14 protein-coding genes, 1 tRNA gene and 1 other RNA gene are annotated in these 16,460 nt (G+C 69.3%); 13 read left to right on the forward strand and 3 right to left on the reverse strand.

Annotated features, from left to right (window positions below):
* The 8 genes from ASC59_RS16205 (at position 1) to menC (ending at position 9,417) form a co-directional block, all read left to right on the forward strand.
* A complete protein-coding gene (locus ASC59_RS16205; protein ID WP_055825032.1) occupies positions 1–954 on the forward strand; it encodes a carbohydrate ABC transporter permease in 954 nt (317 codons plus the stop codon).
* Positions 954–1,895, forward strand: coding sequence for a carbohydrate ABC transporter permease (locus tag ASC59_RS16210; protein ID WP_082513750.1), 942 nt, complete (start codon positions 954–956; stop codon positions 1,893–1,895). Before ASC59_RS16205 ends, ASC59_RS16210 begins: the two co-directional genes overlap by 1 nt.
* Positions 1,896–1,980: 85 nt before the next feature.
* Entirely contained in the window at positions 1,981–3,492 is a 1,512-nt protein-coding gene (arfA, locus tag ASC59_RS16215) for an arabinosylfuranosidase ArfA (RefSeq protein WP_055825035.1), read from the forward strand.
* A 13-nt stretch (positions 3,493–3,505) separates the two neighbouring features.
* Positions 3,506–4,582 (forward strand): arabinan endo-1,5-alpha-L-arabinosidase, encoded by a 1,077-nt coding sequence (locus ASC59_RS16220; RefSeq protein WP_235492760.1) that lies wholly within the window; start codon positions 3,506–3,508, stop codon positions 4,580–4,582.
* Positions 4,583–4,652: 70 nt separating this feature from the next.
* The gene (locus ASC59_RS16225) at positions 4,653–5,921 is read left to right on the forward strand and encodes a D-arabinono-1,4-lactone oxidase (RefSeq protein WP_055825038.1); all 1,269 of its coding nucleotides are present in this window, start codon (positions 4,653–4,655) and stop codon (positions 5,919–5,921) included.
* A 151-nt stretch (positions 5,922–6,072) separates the two neighbouring features.
* Positions 6,073–7,353 carry a saccharopine dehydrogenase family protein gene (locus ASC59_RS16230; RefSeq protein ID WP_055825041.1) on the forward strand — a complete coding sequence of 427 codons (1,281 nt, stop codon included), beginning with the start codon at positions 6,073–6,075 and terminating at the stop codon, positions 7,351–7,353.
* A 19-nt stretch (positions 7,354–7,372) separates the two neighbouring features.
* Entirely contained in the window at positions 7,373–8,299 is a 927-nt protein-coding gene (locus ASC59_RS16235; protein ID WP_157488194.1) for a hypothetical protein, read from the forward strand.
* Entirely contained in the window at positions 8,296–9,417 is a 1,122-nt protein-coding gene (gene menC, locus ASC59_RS16240; protein ID WP_055825047.1) for an o-succinylbenzoate synthase, read from the forward strand. The genes ASC59_RS16235 and menC overlap by 4 nt, the downstream gene beginning before the upstream one ends.
* A gap of 67 nt (positions 9,418–9,484) precedes the next feature.
* Here the strand turns inward: menC and ASC59_RS16245 are convergent, their stop codons facing one another.
* Positions 9,485–10,384: an aminoglycoside phosphotransferase family protein gene (locus ASC59_RS16245; protein ID WP_235492761.1), complete on the reverse strand. Its 900-nt coding sequence runs from the start codon at positions 10,382–10,384 to the stop codon at positions 9,485–9,487.
* Positions 10,385–10,590: 206 nt separating this feature from the next.
* Between ASC59_RS16245 and ASC59_RS16250 the strand changes: the two genes are divergently transcribed.
* Both ASC59_RS16250 and ASC59_RS16255 read left to right on the forward strand, forming a co-directional pair.
* Entirely contained in the window at positions 10,591–11,538 is a 948-nt protein-coding gene (locus ASC59_RS16250; protein WP_157488196.1) for an NADP-dependent oxidoreductase, read from the forward strand.
* 47 nt (positions 11,539–11,585) lie between these two features.
* Positions 11,586–12,425 (forward strand): putative protein N(5)-glutamine methyltransferase, encoded by an 840-nt coding sequence (locus tag ASC59_RS16255; RefSeq protein WP_055825856.1) that lies wholly within the window; start codon positions 11,586–11,588, stop codon positions 12,423–12,425.
* Between the two features lie 58 nt (positions 12,426–12,483).
* Here ASC59_RS16255 and ASC59_RS16260 read toward each other — a convergent pair whose 3' ends face one another.
* Complete coding sequence (locus ASC59_RS16260; protein ID WP_055825050.1) at positions 12,484–13,089, reverse strand: hypothetical protein; 606 nt, start codon at positions 13,087–13,089, stop codon at positions 12,484–12,486.
* 186 nt (positions 13,090–13,275) lie between these two features.
* On the opposite strand from ASC59_RS16260, the gene ASC59_RS16265 reads away from it, so the two are divergent.
* Together ASC59_RS16265 and ASC59_RS16270 are read left to right on the forward strand one after the other, a co-directional pair.
* Positions 13,276–13,953, forward strand: a complete 678-nt coding sequence (locus tag ASC59_RS16265; protein WP_200942414.1) for an NAD(P)H-binding protein — start codon at positions 13,276–13,278, stop codon at positions 13,951–13,953.
* 47 nt (positions 13,954–14,000) lie between these two features.
* Complete coding sequence (locus tag ASC59_RS16270; protein WP_055825053.1) at positions 14,001–15,833, forward strand: helicase HerA-like domain-containing protein; 1,833 nt, start codon at positions 14,001–14,003, stop codon at positions 15,831–15,833.
* Between the two features lie 162 nt (positions 15,834–15,995).
* On the opposite strand, the gene ASC59_RS16275 is transcribed toward ASC59_RS16270, so the two are convergent.
* A tRNA-Ser gene (locus tag ASC59_RS16275) sits at positions 15,996–16,080 on the reverse strand.
* A 117-nt stretch (positions 16,081–16,197) separates the two neighbouring features.
* Here ASC59_RS16275 and ffs point away from each other — a divergent pair.
* Positions 16,198–16,294: signal recognition particle sRNA small type (ffs, locus tag ASC59_RS17065), an RNA gene on the forward strand.
* Positions 16,295–16,460: the final 166 nt, after the last annotated feature.

The following is a 16,460-nucleotide window of genomic DNA, read 5'->3' on the forward strand; positions in this document are numbered from 1 at the left end:
ATGTCTTCCACATCGGCCGTCGCCGCACCGGGCACCACCCGGGCCGCCGCGAACCGCCCGCCACGGCGGGGAGCGAGCCTCGACCGCAAGCGCCAACGATGGGGCTGGCTGTTCGTCACGCCGTTCCTCGTGGTGTTCGCGCTGTTCCTCATCTTCCCGTTGTTCTACGCCTTCGGCATGAGCCTGTTCACGTCGACGCTGGCCACAGGCACCCAGTTCACCGGCGCGGGAAACTACGTCAAGGCGTTCACGGACCCGCTCTTCCTCGAGGGACTGCTGAGGGTGCTCGCCTTCGCCGTCGTCATGATCCCGACGCAGCTGGTCGTGGCCCTGGCGGCGGCCCTGGTGCTGGACTCGCTCACCAGCTGGCTGGCGAAGCTCAGCCGGTTGTTCATCTTCGCGCCCTACGCCATCCCGGTGGTCATCGGCGCCCTCATGTGGAGCTTCCTCTACAGCCCGCGATTCGGGCCGGGATCCTCGATCTTCTCCCTCTTCGGACTCGACACCCCCAACTTCCTCGCGTCGGACACCATCTTCGGCGCGCTCGTCAACATCGTCACGTGGCAGTGGTCCGGGTACTACATGGTCGTCATCTACGCGGCTCTGCGCTCCATCGACCCGGCGGTCTACGAGGCGGCCCGCATCGACGGTGCCAACGGCTGGCAGACGGCCACTCGCATCAAGGTGCCGATGATCTCGTCCTCCATGGTCATGGTCATCACCTTCGCGCTCATCGGAACGCTGCAGTTCTTCACCGAGCCCGTCGTGCTCCGCAACATCGCGCAGGGTGCCATCGACGCGGCCTACACGCCCAACATGTACGCGTTCTCCCTCGCCTTCTCCTACAGCCAGTTCAACTACGCCTCGGCGATAGCGTTCTCGCTCGGCATCCTGGTGTTCGGCGGGTCGTTCGTGTTCCTCTTCCTCACACGCAAGCAGAGCGGACTGAAGTGATGACCGTCTTCTCCCAGCCCCAGGCCGACCTGAGCGAACCGCTCACGACGGGCATCTCCACGCACGAGGTGCGCGGACCGCGTCAGCGCGGTCAGCGCTCCGGCGGTCGCCGCATCGGATCGCACGTCTTCCTCGTCATCCTCGCGATCTACTTCATCATCCCGATCTGGTGGCTGTTCGTCGCGGCGACGAAGAGCAACGCCGGCCTGTTCGCCAGCCCCGCGTTCTGGTTCGATGACACCTTCGCGCTGTTCCAGAACATCGGGGGCCTCTTCACCCACCAGGGCGGCATCTACTGGCGGTGGCTCGGCAACTCGTTCCTCTACGCGTTCTCCGGCGGAATCGGAGCGACGATCCTGTCGATCCTCGCGGGCTACGGCTTCGCCAAGTACCGCTTCCGCGGTCGCGGCGCCATCTTCACGATCATCCTGGGCTCGGTGATGGTGCCGCTCACGGCCCTGGTCATCCCGACGTTCATGCTGCTCAGCCAGTACGGGCTCATCAACACGGCGTGGGCCGTCATCCTGCCGTCCCTCCTCAGCCCCTTCGGCGTCTACCTCATGCGGGTCTACACGCAGGATGCCGTTCCCGACGAGATGCTGGAGGCAGCGCGCATCGACGGCGCCGGCGAGATCCGCACCTTCTTCACTGTGGCTCTGCCGCTGCTGAAGCCGGCCATCGTGACGGTGCTGCTGCTCTCGGTCGTCGGAACGTGGAACAACTTCTTCCTGCCCCTGGCCGTGCTCACCGACCCCAACCTGCTGCCGGTCACGGTCGGCCTCAACCGCTGGACCGCGCTCTCGAACGCCGGGGCCGGGGGAGAGCAGGTCTGGAACCTCATCACCTCGGGAGCGTTCATCTCGGTGCTGCCGCTCATCCTGTCGTTCCTCTTCCTGCAGCGCTACTGGCAGGGCGGGCTCTCGCTCGGCAGCATCAAGTAGACCTGCATCCGCCGACCCCGCCAGCCGAAGCACCCCCAGACCACGACCCTCGATCTCGTCTCGACCTCGACCCAGAAAGACCGTTATGCCCACCGCACGCCTCACCATCGATCCGCACTTCGCGATCGGTCCCATCAACCGCCGCCTCTTCGGCTCCTTCGTTGAGCACCTCGGCCGCTGCGTCTACGACGGGCTCTACGAGCCCGGGCACCCGACGGCAGACGCCGAGGGCTTCCGCCAGGACGTCATCGACCTGGTGAAGGAGCTCGGCGTCTCGGCCATCCGGTATCCGGGAGGCAACTTCGTCTCCGGCTTCCGCTGGGAGGACTCCGTCGGGCCGAAGGAGGAGCGCCCGCGTCGCCTCGACCTCGCCTGGCACTCCACCGAGACCAACGAGGTGGGCCTGCACGAGTTCGCCTCCTGGCTCGACAAGGTCGGCAGCGAGCTGATGCTGGCCGTCAACCTCGGCACCCGGGGAACGCTGGAGGCCCTCGACCTGCTCGAGTACTCCAACATCAGTGGCGGCACGGCGCTCTCCGACCAGCGCATCGCCAACGGCGCGACCGACGCGTTCGGCGTGAAGATGTGGTGCCTGGGCAACGAGATGGACGGCCCGTGGCAGCTGGGCCACCGCTCGGCCGACGACTACGGCAAGCTCGCATCCCAGACCGCGAAGGCACTGCGTCAGGTCGACCCGTCGCTCGAGCTCGTGGTCTGCGGATCCTCGAGCGCCCACATGCCGACCTTCGGCGAGTGGGAGCGCGTCGTGCTCACGCACACCTACGACGACGTCGACTACATCTCCTGCCATGCGTACTACGAGGAGAAGAACGGCGACCTCGATTCGTTCCTGGCCTCCGCGGTCGACATGGACCACTTCATCGAGTCCGTCGTCGCCACCGCAGACCACGTGAAGGCGGTCAACGGCAGCTCGAAGACCATCGACATCTCGTTCGACGAGTGGAACGTCTGGTACATCGACAGGTACCACGGGGTCGACAAGATCGAGGGCGTCGACAACTGGCCGGTCGCCCCGCGCCTGCTCGAGGACGCCTATTCGGTGGCGGATGCCGTCGTCTTCGGCAACCTGATGATCTCGCTGCTGAAGCACGCCGACAGGGTCACCAGTGCCTCCCTCGCCCAGCTCGTGAACGTGATCGCGCCGATCATGACGGAGCCCGGCGGCATCGCGTGGAAGCAGACGACCTACTTCCCGTTCGCCATCACCTCGCGGCTGGCGCAGGGCAGGGCGCTCGAGCTCAAGCTCGACGCCCCCACCTACTCCACCGCCGTCTACGGCGAGGTTCCGCTGGTCGATGCCGTCGCCACGCACGACGACGAGACGGGTCGTTCGGCCGTCTTCCTCGTCAACCGCTCGCAGACCGAGGCGATCACGGTGACAGTCGACATCGCCGGGCTCGGCGAGGTCGGCATCCTCGAGACCCACACCCTCGCAGACGACGACCTCTCGGCCGTGAACACGCTGCAGGAGCCGGAGCGGGTCGGCGTTCACCCCAACGAGAGCGCGTCGATCGACGGGCGCGAGCTCACGATCACCCTGCCTCCGGTGTCGTGGACCGCCATCTCGCTCGGCTGACGGAGGCTCTCCCATGACTCCCCGCATGCCGCACCGATCGTCCATGACGGTGCGCCATGCGGGGACCCGGTCCGCCGCCGCGACGGCGACCCGGAGCCGCTCCGGCCGGGCGCGGTCCACCGTGGCGGTGGCTGCCGCGCTCGCGCTCGCGACGACCATCGGGCTCGCAGGGTGTGCGGCATCCGGAGCCCGCGAACTCTCGGGCGACGTCTCGACCCACGATCCGGCGCTCGCCCGCGATGGCGACACCTGGTTCGTCTACTCGACGGGCAACCAGTCCGTGGCCGACGGCAACATCGAGGTGCGCACGTCTTCCGATGGGAGCATCTGGCGCTACGCCGGCGAGGTGTGGGATGAGAAGCCGGACTGGCTGACGGATGCCGTCCCCGGCGTCTCGAACCTGTGGGCGCCCGAGCTCATCGAGCACGACGGCACCTGGTACCTGTACTACTCGGCGTCGACGTTCGGCAAGAACTCCTCGGTCATCGGACTCGCCACCAACAGCACGTTGGATCCGGATGACCCCGACTACGACTGGGTGGACAGGGGAGCCGTCCTCACATCGACCGCGCGCGACGACTTCAACGCCATCGACCCCGGCATCGTCGAAGACGCCGACGGCACGCCGTGGATGGCGTTCGGATCGTTCTGGAGCGGCATCCGCATGGTCGAATTGGCCTGGCCGGACGGCCTGCGTGCGGATGATGCCGAGCCACTGCGGCTCGCCGACCGGCAGAGCCCGCCGAACGCCATCGAAGCGCCGTACATCGTCGAGCACGGCGGCGACTACTTCCTCTTCGTGTCGCGCGACTCCTGCTGCCAGGGCGTGAAGAGCACCTACAACGTGGCGGTCGGCCGCGCCGACGAGCCCACGGGACCCTACGTCGACCGCGACGGCACGTCCCTGCTCCAGGACGGCGGAACCCCGGTGATCGAGACAGCCGGTGAGCGCATCGGGCCGGGAGGGCAGTCGGTGGCCGACGGCATGATGGCGCTGCACTTCTACAACGGCGACGCGGGGGGAGCTTTCGAACTGGCTCTGCTGCCGCTGCAGTGGGACGCCGACGGCTGGCCCGCCGTGCACTGGTGACGGCGGCATCCGCTGTAGCCACCTCCCCGAGGTGTACGCCGCAACCACAGCGGCGCGAGAGGATTGAGGCATGACTCAGCTGGATGTCGGAACGAACTGGGCGGGCAACCTCGCGTACGGCGCGCGGCAGGTGATGACGCCGCACACCTACGGCGAGCTCGCGGGTCTGCTGCGGTCGGAGACGCACGTGCGCATGCTCGGCACGAGGCACTCCTTCAACAGGATCGCCGACACGACCGGGGTGCTGGTCTCTCTGGCGGCGCTGCATCCCGTGCTCGAGATCGACTCGGCTGCACGCACCGTGCGGGTCTCCGGCGCTCTTCGCTACGGCGACCTGGCGATCGCGCTCGAGAAGGAGGGTTGGGCGTTGGCGAACCTCGCCTCGCTGCCGCACATCTCGGTGGCCGGCTCCGTCGCCACCGGCACCCACGGTTCAGGCGACGGCGTGCGCTCGCTGGCCGGGTCGGTGGCCGGTGTCGAGCTCATGACGGCCAGCGGCGACGTGCGCACCTTCGTGCGTGGTGACGTCGACTTCGACGGAGTGGTCGTGAGCCTCGGTGCCCTCGGTGCCGTCACCACGGTCACCCTCGACATCGAGCCCACCTACGCGGTGGCGCAGACCGTCTACGAGAACCTCGAGTGGGACGACGTGCTCGCCGACCTCTCGGCCGTCACCTCGCTCGGCTACAGCACGAGCATGTTCACGACCTGGCGCGACCCCGACGTCATCGACCAGCTCTGGGTGAAGCGCAGGGTGTCGACGGATGCCGGAGCTGCCGGTGCCGCCGAGCCGACTCTCGCCCTGACCCCCGCCGACGGCCCGCGGCATCCGTTGCCGGGAGTCTCGCCCGTGAACTGCACAGACCAGCTCGGCGCGCCCGGAGCGTGGCTCGACCGCCTGCCGCACTTCAAGCTCGGGTTCACGCCGTCGAACGGGGCCGAACTCCAGTCGGAGTACCTCGTGCCGCGGGCCCGGGCGGCGGAGGCCCTGGAGGCTGTGCGCCTGCTGGCCCCGCGGATCGCCCCGCTGCTGCAGGTGTGCGAGGTGCGCACCGTCGCGGCGGACGAGCTGTGGCTGAGCCCGGCCTTCGGCACCGATGTGGTCGGGATCCACTTCACCTGGCTGCCGGACCAGCCCGCGGTCGAGGCCTTCCTGCCGCTGCTCGAGGCCGCGCTCGGCACCTTCGCCGCGAGACCGCACTGGGGCAAGATCTCCACCCTGTCCGGCGCCGAGGTCGCGGCCCTGTATCCGCGGTTCGTCGACTTCGCCGTGCTCCGGCATCGCCTCGATCCCCGGGGAGTGTTCCGCAACGCGTTCACCGAGGCGCTCGGGCTGTAGACCTCTGACGCACGTCGGGCGGTCACTTCGCTCGGCCCTCTGCGAGAGCTGGGCGTGCGTCCGCTCGGTGAGGCCCGGACGGAGTCCGCGGTCGAAGCGCATTGCGGCGGGATCCGGGCGAAGCGACCGGCGCTCACGGTAGCGTCGAGTCATGAGAATCCTTCTGATCGGTGCCGGCGGAGTCGGCGGCGCGATCACCAAGATCGCCGCTCGTCGTTCGTTCTACGAACTCATCGTCGTGAGCGACTACGACCTGGGCCGCGCCGAGGCCGCTGTCGCCTGGATCGCCGACCGTCACGGAGCCGACACCGCCGGCAGGTTCACGGCGGCGCAGATCGACGCGTCCGATCCCGAGGCCGTCGCATCCGTCGCCCGGGAGTACGCCGTCACGCATGTGATGAACGCCGTCGAGCCCAAGTTCGTTCAGGCGATCTTCGCCGGTGCCCGCGCCGCAGGTGCCGACTACCTCGACATGGCGATGAGCCTGTCGAAGCCGCACCCCACCGAGCCGCACTCGAAGACGGGCGTGATGCTCGGGGACGACCAGTTCGCACAGACTGAGGATTGGGAGGCTTCGGGTCGGCTCGCCCTCGTGGGCATGGGAGTGGAACCCGGACTGTCGGACGTCTTCGCCCGCTACGCCTCAGACCACCTGTTCAGCGAGATCGACGAGCTCGGCACCCGAGACGGAGCGAACCTCGTCGTGCGCGACGCCGACGGCACCGAGATCTTCGCGCCCTCGTTCTCGATCTGGACCACGATCGAGGAGTGCCTCAACCCTCCGGTGGTCTGGGAGAAGGATGCCGGCTGGTTCACCACGCCGCCGTTCTCCGAGCCCGAGGTGTTCGACTTCCCGGCCGGCATCGGCCCGGTCGAGTGCGTGAACGTGGAGCATGAGGAAGTGCTGCTCATGCCGCGCTGGCTCGACGCGAAGCGGGTCACCTTCAAGTACGGGCTCGGAGCCGAGTTCATCAACGTCCTCCAGACCCTCCACCTGCTCGGACTGGACTCCACCACCCCGGTGCGGGTGCGCAGCGCCTCCGGCCCCGTCGAGGTGGCCGCCCGAGACGTCGTCGCCGCGTCCCTGCCCGATCCCGCGACGATCGGACCGCTCATGACCGGGAAGACCTGCGCCGGGGTGTGGGTCACCGGTACCGGAATCGACGGCTCCCCGCGCGAGGTCTACCTGTACCACGTGGCCGACAACGAGTGGACGATGGCCGAGTACGACAGCCAGTGCGTGGTCTGGCAGACCGCCCTGAACCCTGTCATCGCCCTCGAACTGCTGGCATCCGGAGCCTGGTCCGGGGTCGGCGTCCTCGGCCCCGAGGCCTTCGACGCCGCTCCGTTCCTCGCTCTCATGGCCGCTCCCGAGAGCGAGGGCGGCTACGGCCAGCCCTGGGGCCTGGACGACAGGCTCGCCGCAGCATGAACCGGAAAGCGAGGAACCCGTGACCGATAGACCTGCCGAAAGCGGTTTCGACGCCGCCGTGCCCCCGGAATCTCCTCGCTTTCCAGAAGAAGGAGCGGCGCCGAGCGCCGTGGTCAGGGCCGCCTACGCCATCGCGGAGTCGGCAGCGGATGCCGCCGGGGTGAGGGTGCGCGACGCCGACCCCCGCGACCTCGACGCGGTCGTCGGCCTGTTCGAGCGCACCTGGGGCCAGGGTCGCAGCCCCGATCGCGCGATGCTGCAGGCCATGGATCACGCGGGAAACACCGTCCTGATCGCCACCGAGTCCGGGCCGGGCGCGACCAGCGTCGCCGTCGGAGCCACCCTCGGATTCCTCGGGTGGGAGGGCGGCCTGCACCTGCACTCCCACATGAACGCCGTCGCGCCCTGGCGTCGGAGCGGCGGGGTCGGCCACGCGCTCAAGCTGTTCCAGCGTGCCGTCTGCCTCGACCACGGCGTGACTGAGATGCGCTGGACGTTCGATCCGCTCATCCGCCGCAACGCGCACGTCAATCTCGTCAAGCTGGGCGCCGAGGTCACGGCCTTCCATCCCGACTTCTACGGTCGCCTCGACGACGCCATCACGGGTACCGACCGGAGCGATCGCTTCGAGGTGCGCTGGCGACTCGACTCGCCCCGGGTGCTGCGAGCCCTGGCCCGCGAGAAGCAGCCGGTCTGGCAGGGCAGCGACACCTTCGAACTCGCCGACGACTTCGAGACACTGAGAGCCGACGATCCCGCCTGGGCTACCGAACGGCGCACGGCGTCGCGACACGCCTTCCGCGCGGCGTTCGCCGCTGGTCTGCGCCCCGAGCTCACGCCGACGAACGACTACATCTTCACGGCTGACAGCGCCGATCGCTCGGACGGCCCCGACGCGGCCGACGGCTCGAACGGCGCCAGCGGAGAAGGCGGCGACCGCTCATGAGAATCGACGCCATCGAGCTGCACCGCGTCGGCATGCCGCTGGTGCGCCCCTTCGAGACCTCCTTCGGAGTGCAGAGCGCACGTGAGGTCCTGCTGATCCGGGTGCGAACGGATGCCGGAGACGGCTGGGGCGAGTGCGTGGCCGGCAGTGAGCCGTTCTACAGCTCCGAGTATGTCGACGGGGCCGCCCACGTCATCGAGCACTACCTGGCGCCGACGCTGCTTCGGGCGCCCGACGTGACGGCGGCATCCGTCGCCCATCAACTCGCGTTCGTCGCCGGGCACCGCATGGCCAAGGCGGCTCTCGAAGCGGCCGTTCTCGACGCCGAACTGCGCACAGCCGGCCGTTCGTTCGGCCAGTACTTCGGTGCGACGACGGAGTGGGTCGACTGCGGCGTCTCGGTCGGCATCGCGTCATCGATCGACGACCTCCTCACCGAGGTCGAGGGGTACGTCGCCGAGGGCTACAAGCGCATCAAGCTCAAGATCAAGCCGGGCTGGGACCTGGAGCCCGTTGCCAGGGTGCGCGAGCTGCTCGGGCCCGACGGACTGCTCCAGGTCGACGCCAACACCGCGTACACACTCGCGGATGCCGAGCACCTGAAACGGCTCGACCCCTTCGACCTGCTGCTCATCGAGCAGCCGTTCGACGAGGAGGACATCGCTTCGCACGCCGCGCTGGCGCGCGTCATCGAGACTCCCGTGTGCCTCGACGAGTCGATCCTGAGTGCGGCCATCGCCGTCGATGCGATCGAGCGCGGAGCGACGTCGATCGTGAACATCAAGGCCGGCAGGGTCGGCGGGTACCTGGAAGCCCTACGGGTCCACGACATCTGCCGGGAGCTGTCCGTGCCGGTCTGGTGCGGCGGCATGCTCGAGACGGGCATCGGTCGCGCTGCCAACGTCGCACTCGCCGCCCTCCCCGGCTTCACCCTGCCCGGGGACACCTCGGCATCGGCACGGTACTTCGCCGACGACCTGACCGAGCCGTTCGTGCTCGGCACGGGGGAGCACCGGGGGCAGCTGCGGGTTCCGAGCGGTCCGGGCACCGGAGTCGAGGTCGACGAGGCGTTCGTGACGGGTCGGGCGCTGACCCCGCATCGCACCCTGCGCGGCTGACGCTCCGGCGCCGAGCCGCCGAGCCGTCGAGGCGCCGAGCCGCCGATGCGTCGAGCGATGGCCTGCGTCAGCGCAGCAGCGCCAACGCCCGCTTCCCGATCGCCGCGGCGGATGCCGTGTGGGCGGCGTCGCCGTCGATGGCGAACCACACGGAGGAGAGCCCGCACCAGGCCACGAGCCATCGGGCCAGGCGGTCGGGTGCCAGGCCCGAGGCATCCGCAGCCACCGCGAACTGGCGTTCGAGGCGCCCGGGCTCGAGAGCCCGCTCGTGCGACGGGTTGCACAGCAGGTTGCAGTAGTCGAACGCCCGGTCGCCCACGAGTCCCTTGGGGTCGATGGCGAGCCAATCGCGCTCGCCGAAGTCGAGCACGTTGCCGTGGTGGATGTCGCCGTGCAGCGCCACGACCTCCTGAGGGCCGGTGTCCTCCCCGTCGAGCAACTCGCGGGCGATGGCGGCCGCACGACGCACGAAACCGGGGTCACTGCCGGCCACCGTCGCCCTCGTCCCGTCGGCGCGGTTCAGCAGCTCCCGGAACCACACCCTCAACGGCACGAGCTCCGGGGCGTCGAGTGCGCCGGCATCGGCGAAGAGCAGGTCGTCGGATGCCGCATGCAGCGTGACGGCCGCTTCGCACAGCACACGCGTCGCCTCGTCGTCGCATCCGCTCTCCACGAATCGCACGAGCGATCGCGTCCCCGTCGCCCGCTCGAGCAGGAGGGCGGCGCCCTCGGCAGCCAGCACCCTGGCGGCGCCGTGCCCGTTCCACGCCGCGAGCACTGCACCACCCCGGATCTCCTCGGCGACGCGGGCAACCTTGAGCATCCCGGGCTTCCCGTCGGCGAGCAGAACGGGGGTGAGCACGCTCGTCGCCGTCTCGAAGGCGTCGCCGTCGGGCTGCAGACGCCATCGTCGCAGCCATTCCATCTCGCCGCCGCGACCCGGGTCGACGGGTCCGAGATCGCTCATGCCTCCAGTATTCCGCAGGCATTTCGCGAGGCACTCCGCGGGGGGTTCGCGGCGACAGGCCGGATGCGCGGATGCAGGCCAGCCGGGCCTGTTCCCGCGTGTCCGGTCGCATGCGGCCTGCTCCGACGACGTCACCTCGACGACGGGAACCCCGGTGCGCCGCCGGGCGCGGCATGATGGTGTGAAGCCATGAGAGAAGGAACCGCATGCCCCGTGTCATGATCGCCCGCAGCTTCGACGGCCCTGAAGCGCTCGAACCGGCCGACGAGCCGACCCGAACGCCCGGCGACGGCGAGGTCACCATCAGCGTTCTCGCGAGCGGCGTCAATCCTGCAGACGCCAAGCTGCTGAACGGGGTCTGGGGGCGCAACCCCGCGCGCCTGCCGCTGCATCCCGGCAGCGAGGTGTCGGGCGTCGTCACCGCAATCGGTGCGGATGCCGTCGGACCGGCCGGCCCCATCGCCGTCGGCGATGAGGTGATCGGCTACAGGGTCTCCGGTGGCTACGCCGAGGAGATCACGGTGCCGGCGGAATCCGTCCTCCCGAAGCCGCCGAGGCTGGGCTGGGAGGAGGCCGCCGGCCTGCTGCTCACCGGCGTGACGGCGTTCCACCTGCTCGAGGCGACGGGAGTGGGCGACGGCGACGTGGTGATCATCCACGGCGGAGCCGGTTCCGTCGGGTTCGCCGCCGTGCAGCTGGCGAAGCTCCGCGGCGCCAGGGTCATCGCCACGGCGAGCGAGCGCAACCACGGCCTGCTCGAGGCGTTCGGTGCCGAGCCCGTCGTCTACGGTGACGGGCTGGTCGACCGGCTGCGTGCCCTGGTGCCCGACGGAGCGGATGCCGCCCTCGACACCGTCGGCACTGACGAGGCCCTCGACGCCTCGGCCGCGCTCGTGGCGGACGTCGACCGCATCGCGACAGTCGCCGGCTTCGAGCGCGCCGCCGAGATCGGCGCGAAGCGACTCGGCGGGGGTGCAGGCGCCGATCCCGGCACCGAGCTGCGGATGGCGGCCAGACTTCCCCTCGTCGAGCTCGCGGGCCGCGGTGAGCTCACCGTGCGCGTGGCCCGCACCTACCCGCTCGCCGAGGCCGCCGCAGCGCTCGCCCTGGTGGGGGAGGGCCACCCGGGCGGGAAGGTCATCCTGCTGCCGTGACGGCGGATCGCGGGACGTCCGACGCCGTCGCGCCGACGTCGCTCGTCATCACCCCTGCCGCCGAGGCCGCCCTCGTCGCCCGGCTGCGGGCAGCGGGCTGCGTGTTCGCCGAGGAGGAGGCAGCTCTGCTCATCGACGCGGCACGTACGACGGACGAGCTCGAGCACATGGCCGCGCGACGCGTTGACGGCAATCCCCTCGAGGGCATCATCGGCTGGGCGGATTTCGCCGGGCTCCGCATCGCCGTCGATCCCGACGTCTTCGTCCCGCGACGCCGGAGCGAGGTGCTGGTGAACGAGGCCGTGCGGCTGCTGACGGATGCCGCGCCTGCCGGGAGCCCATCGACGCCGAGCCGCGCGATTCCGCTGGTCGTGGACCTCTGCTGCGGCACCGGCGCCATCGGCATGGGCATCGCAGCGCGAGTGCCTGCCATCGAACTCCTGGCGGCCGACGTCGATCCCGTGGAGGTGGCCTGTGCTCGGCGCAACATCGAGCCGGCGGGCGGAACGGTCCTCCTCGGAGACCTCTACGAGGCGTTGCCGGATGCGGCACGGGGCAGGGTGGACATCCTCGTCGTCAACGCACCGTACGTGCCGACGGAGTCGATCGCTCTCATGCCGCCCGAGGCGCGCCTCCACGAACCGGTGGTCGCCCTCGATGGCGGATTCGACGGCCTCGACATCCAGCGTAGGGTCGCTGCGGCCGCATCCGAGTGGCTGGTGCCGGGCGGTCACCTGCTCATCGAGACCAGCGTGCGACAGGCGCCGGTCACCGGCGCCATTCTCACGGACGCCGGCCTCACGACACGCGTCGTGCACGATGACGAGCTCGACGGCACCGTAGTCATCGGGCGGGCAGGCACCGGAACCGTCGCACGGGAGCGTTGAGCTGCGGCATCCGCCATGCGCGGAGGGAGTGAATCAGCCCAGCGGCACCGGTGCAGCGTCACTGATCGAAGACGCGGCGATCCTGGCTGGTGGCGAGAGTGCGCGGCGCCCGGACGGCCCAGAGCGGGCGACGCTCGAACCAGGCGAGCAGCTGGGGCTCGATGCGGGTGAAGTCGGTGAGAGTCATGGGCACCGGAGCATGCACGACCGGCGCGCCGAGGCGTGCGGCCACCTGCTGGATGGCGGAGCGGGTCCAGAGCTGACCCCGCATCCGCAGCACCAGCCTGTCGCGGCCGTCGAGAGCGAACAGCTGCGGCACCGTCTCCATGCCGTTGCCCGTGTACAGGTCGATGAGGAGGATGGTGTCGACGTCGCTCGAGCGCACGTTGCTCGTGAATCCGAACGGCCAGTGGTCTTCGACACCCCACTCGTGCAGCTGCACGTAGACACTCCGGGAGGCGATGACGCCGACGCCGATGATGAGCATCACGAGCACCTGAAGGGCCAGCACGGCCGGCCAGACCCCGACGGGAACGCTGATCCAGTAGAGCGCCGCGAACACCGGAACCGTGAGCACGACCGTCGCGATGGCGAGTTGGCCGAACAGTGGGCTGCGAGGACGGAACGTCGGTGTGCGAACATCGCTACCGCGAACTTCCGTCATGAAAAACCCCCTCGATCATTGTGGGGCACCCCGTCGTGCATCGGAATCCGCATTAAAGAGGACATCGGGGTTCAGGATCGTCCGCAGATCACGCAAACACCACGGGAATGCGTACCGGACGGGCGCAGAATGGGGGATGGAGCCGATCCGTCCGGACGGCCCCGCGACGACATCGAGGAGCTCTCCATGATCCGAACGGCCATCATCGGCGGCCACGGCAAGATCGCCCTGCTGCTCTCGCGATCGCTGACGGATGCCGGCCATCAGGCCGTCGGCGTCATCCGCAACCCGGAGCACTCCGACGACGTGCGGGCGGCGGGCGGCGTGCCCGTCGTTCTCGACATCGAGACGGCCTCAGCGGACGAACTGGCCGCTGCGCTCGCCGCAGTCGCCTCCGACGGAGCCGGCGCCGTCGACGCCGTGGTGTTCGCTGCCGGAGCGGGCGGCGGTTCCGGTCCCGGCCGCAAGGAGAGCGTCGACCACCAGGGTTCGGTGAAGTCGATCGCCGCGGCTCGACACGGCGGCATCCACCGCTTCGTGCAGATCTCCTACATCGGCGCGGATGAGCCCGACACCTCGGGCGACGAGTCGTTCGCCGCCTATCAGGTGGCGAAGAAGGCTGCCGACGACGCGCTGCGCTCGAGCGACCTGGACTGGACCATCGTGCGTCCAGGGCACTTGAACGACGACGCCGCGACGGGTCGGGTGCGCATCGGCGACGACGTCACCTCGGGCTCGACCAGCCGGGCGAACACGGCCGAGCTGATCGCCGGTCTTCTCGCGGCCCCCATCGCCTTCGGAGCCGTGCTCAACGTGGTCGACGGCGACACCCCGATCGCCGAGGCGCTCGCCTCCCTGGACTGAACCCGATCGCCGCGGACCTGCCCGGCGTCCGTCACTAGGATCTAGCCATGAGCGACGAGGTTCAGAAAGCCCAGGCCGCGGCCATCGCCGCCGCTGAGGAAGCGGAGCGGTTGCAGGCAGCGGCCCAGGAGGCTGTTCTCAGAGCTCAGGAGGCGGCCGAGTCCGCCCGTGCTGCTGCCGCGTCCGCCGACGCCTCGGCGAGCGAGTCCGCCGTACCCGCATCCGTCGCCCAGACGACCGCTGGCCCGCTCGAGGCCGAGCAGGTCGCGGCGATCCGCGACGGCTACGCCATCGCCGGCGCCGCCATCGAGATGGGGTCGCTCGTCAACGGGGAGCCGCTGGCCGACGTTCAGGTGCGCATCCCCCTGGGGATGATGAACCGGCACGGCCTGGTCGCCGGAGCCACCGGAACCGGAAAGACCCGCACGCTGCAGGGTCTGGCCGAGCAGTTGTCGGCGAACGGCGTCGCCGTCTTCGCCGCCGACATCAAAGGCGACCTCTCCGGCATCGCGACCCCGGGCCAGTCGAGCGAGAAGCTGATCGCACGCACGAAGGGCATCGGCCAGGACTGGACGCCAGCGAGCTTCCCGGTGGAGTACTTCTCACTCGGCGGAATCGGCAACGGGGTTCCGATCCGGGCCACCCTCGCGGGCTTCGGCCCGCTGCTGCTCAGCAAGGCGCTCGGACTCAACGCCACCCAGGAGTCGAGCCTCGGCCTCGTCTTCCACTACGCCGAGGAGAAGGGGCTGGCGCTTCTCGACCTCGCCGACCTGCGGGCCGTGCTCACGTACCTGGTCGGTGATGAGGGCAAGGCAGAGCTCGTGAGTCTTGGCGGGCTCTCCAGCGCGACCGTGGGCGTCATCCTGCGCGAACTCATCGTCTTCGCCGACGGGGGAGCGGATGTCTTCTTCGGCGAACCCGAGATCGACACATCGGAGTTCCTCCGCGTCGCCGCGGACGGCCGGGGCATCATCAGCCTGCTCGAGGTTCCCGGTGTGGCGGACAAGCCGGCCCTGTACTCGACCTTCCTGATGTGGCTGCTCGCCGACCTGTTCAACGACCTGCCGGAGGTTGGAGACCTCGACAAGCCCAAGCTGGTGTTCTTCTTCGACGAGGCGCATCTGCTGTTCGCCGATGCCTCGAAGGACTTCCTGGCCCAGATCGTGCAGACGGTGCGCCTCATCAGGTCGAAGGGCGTCGGCATCTTCTTTGTCACCCAGACCCCGAAGGACGTCCCGGCCGACGTGCTCGCCCAGTTGGGATCGAGGGTGCAACACCAGTTGCGCGCCTTCACGCCGGATGACGCCAAGGCGCTGCGCGCCACCGTGACCACCTATCCGAAGTCGGGCTACGACCTCGCCGAGGTGCTCACCACCCTGGGAACGGGCGAAGCCATCGTGACTGTCATGAACGAGAAGGGTGCGCCGAGTCCTGTCGCGTGGACCCGCCTGCGTGCCCCTCAGGGCCTCATGTCGCCGACGCCGGAGACCGAGATCGCGGCGGCCGTCGCGGCATCACCGCTGCAGGCCGTCTACGGAACGGCCGTCGACCGGGAGTCGGCATCCGAGATCCTCACGGCGAAGATGAACGCGGCGGCTGCGGCCGCCCAGGCCGTGGCCGATGCCGAGGCTGCGCGGAAGGCCGAGGCCGAGTACGCCAAGCAGGCGGCTGCCATCTCGAAGCAGGCCGATGCCGAGGCGGCCCGTGCGGCGAAGGCCCGGCGGGCTGCGGATGCCGAGGCGGCCCGTGCGGCGAAGGAGCAGGCCGCGCGCGCCAAGGCTCAGGGCAAGGTGATCGGCGATGTGCTGGGTTCCCGCGCCACCCGCACCATCCTGAACGGTGTGCTCGAGGGCATCTTCGGAACCCGCAGGCGGCGGTAGGCGGCAGCGGCGAGCCGGGAATACCAGAAAAGGCCCGCTCGTGTGAGCGGGCTTTCATCTGCGGAGAATGGGGGATTCGAACCCCGGCTGTGGGTGCTGCGCGTCACCCGTGCGGCATCCGGAACCAGAAAAGGCCCGCTCGTGTGAGCGGGCCTTCATCTGCGGAGAATGGGGGATTCGAACCCCCGAGGGCTTTCACCCAACACGCTTTCCAAGCGTGCGCCATAGGCCACTAGGCGAATTCTCCTGATCGATCGACATCCGCGAAGAAGCGACCTCAGAGAATCTTACCCGACGCCGAGGGCTCCGGATGCCGCGAGCCGTCCGGTGCGCCGAGCACGGCCATTCATCCCGTAAACTGTTCATCGGCTCCTCGCGTGGCGCCATCCAGGCCAACTCCCCCAGGGCGGAAACGCAGCAAGGGTAACCGGGCTCTGACGGGTGCGCGAGGGGTCACCTCTCTTTAACCCGGCGCATCGCGAGTTCACAGGACCAGCCCGCCGTTGAGTTCTCCAGAGGGTGCATCCTCGTCCCCGTCCTGTAAACGGACCCGGCAGGGCAGCGAGTATGCAGGATGAGCCGCGATGCGACCGCATATCGCAGCCAGGGCGGCTCGCATCCTGCAAA

The sequence above is a fragment of the Leifsonia sp. Root1293 genome (assembly GCF_001425325.1).
Classification (GTDB): Bacteria; Actinomycetota; Actinomycetes; order Actinomycetales; family Microbacteriaceae; genus Orlajensenia.

Excerpts from the sequence above, each read along its gene's own strand:
- ASC59_RS16205 (WP_055825032.1), top strand. The coding sequence starts at position 1 with ATGTCTTCCACATCGGCCGTCGCCGCACCGGGCACCACCCGGGCCGCC.
- ASC59_RS16210 (WP_082513750.1), top strand. The coding sequence starts at position 954 with ATGACCGTCTTCTCCCAGCCCCAGGCCGACCTGAGCGAACCGCTCACG.
- arfA (WP_055825035.1), top strand. The coding sequence starts at position 1,981 with ATGCCCACCGCACGCCTCACCATCGATCCGCACTTCGCGATCGGTCCC.
- ASC59_RS16220 (WP_235492760.1), top strand. The coding sequence starts at position 3,506 with ATGACTCCCCGCATGCCGCACCGATCGTCCATGACGGTGCGCCATGCG.
- ASC59_RS16225 (WP_055825038.1), top strand. The coding sequence starts at position 4,653 with ATGACTCAGCTGGATGTCGGAACGAACTGGGCGGGCAACCTCGCGTAC.
- ASC59_RS16230 (WP_055825041.1), top strand. The coding sequence starts at position 6,073 with ATGAGAATCCTTCTGATCGGTGCCGGCGGAGTCGGCGGCGCGATCACC.
- menC (WP_055825047.1), top strand. The coding sequence starts at position 8,296 with ATGAGAATCGACGCCATCGAGCTGCACCGCGTCGGCATGCCGCTGGTG.
- ASC59_RS16245 (WP_235492761.1), bottom strand. The coding sequence starts at position 10,384 with ATGAGCGATCTCGGACCCGTCGACCCGGGTCGCGGCGGCGAGATGGAA.
- ASC59_RS16250 (WP_157488196.1), top strand. The coding sequence starts at position 10,591 with ATGCCCCGTGTCATGATCGCCCGCAGCTTCGACGGCCCTGAAGCGCTC.
- ASC59_RS16260 (WP_055825050.1), bottom strand. The coding sequence starts at position 13,089 with ATGACGGAAGTTCGCGGTAGCGATGTTCGCACACCGACGTTCCGTCCT.
- ASC59_RS16265 (WP_200942414.1), top strand. The coding sequence starts at position 13,276 with ATGATCCGAACGGCCATCATCGGCGGCCACGGCAAGATCGCCCTGCTG.
- ASC59_RS16270 (WP_055825053.1), top strand. The coding sequence starts at position 14,001 with ATGAGCGACGAGGTTCAGAAAGCCCAGGCCGCGGCCATCGCCGCCGCT.